The organism is Methylobacterium sp. WL6, from assembly GCF_008040095.1.
Lineage (GTDB): Bacteria > Pseudomonadota > Alphaproteobacteria > Rhizobiales > Beijerinckiaceae > Methylobacterium.
The window spans coordinates 1-1007 of record NZ_VRVH01000601.1 but is presented as its reverse complement, the minus strand read 5'-3'; the positions used below and the strand labels follow the sequence as shown (position 1 = coordinate 1007).

Here is a 1007-nt window from a genome sequence, read left to right as displayed (position 1 = left end):
CCCCGGCCGCGCCGATGAAGCCCTCGGCCCCCGTCGCCGGCGCGCCGAACGCCGCCAAGGGCGCCCTGCTCGACCTCAACAGCGCCTCCGCCGCCGAGCTCGACGCGCTCCCCGGCATCGGCGCCGCCCGCTCGGCCGCGATCATCAAGGGCCGCCCCTACAAGGGCAAGGACGACCTCGTGCAGAAGAAGATCCTCTCGCAGTCGGTCTACGACGGCATCAAGGACAAGGTCATCGCCAAGCAGAAGTGAATTTTGGGGAGTTTGGGCCGGCGCGCGGGGATTGGCCGCGCGCCGGTAGTGGAGAGTGTTGGCGCTTGACAGAGTTCCATTGACCGCTTTCGACCATTCTCGCGCCCGAGAAAGGTCCGCTCCAGTTTTGGGTGAAGCAGCGTCGGACGATCGGAATATTTGGCAAAAGGACTGTAGGAAGGTTCATTCCTGAAACGTCTATCAATTTTCGATCATTAGTTTTGCTAAAATCTAGCGGGACTTCGCTGATGTTTTTTCTTCTCATTGCTATGTCTGGACTATCGTGCCCTTATCCAGCCGATCAATGGGTGCCGATCCCCTTTCGTCGAGACATGCCCAAGGAAGCAGTGATTGCTTTCGGAGAGTTGGCTGACAAAAACGAGCCATTCAATCGAACTGATTTAAAGACATCGCTGCCTTCGCGCCGTTTCGTGAATGCACGGGGTCAAGGATGTGAGTTGATACTAACCTATATACGCGGAGGTAGAGGGGAAAGCTTGGAGGAAGCTAAGATTATGTTCGAAGACGGTCATTGGATTGTCGAGAAATACCAATAAATTCAATTTTTCAACCTGATCAAATCTAATTATTGGATGAAGTAATCAAAGGGCGCGTAACCGGTTTTGCTTTAGGTCGAACGGCGCCTGAGCATCTGAGTAGAGTCGCATGCGGAACGCCCGCTTTCGGACCAAAGGCCGAACTCCGTCCCTCCCATAGCCCTCGTTCAAGCCCGTCGAACCCGCGTCCCCTCAACCT

Annotated in this window: 1 protein-coding gene; it reads left to right on the top strand. The window is 55.6% G+C overall.

The features are described 5' to 3' along the window. Positions 1–251, top strand: a 251-nt coding sequence (locus FV230_RS28670) for a helix-hairpin-helix domain-containing protein (RefSeq protein WP_147844770.1), incomplete at its 5' end; no start/stop codon positions are given. Positions 252–1007 lie beyond the last annotated feature (756 nt).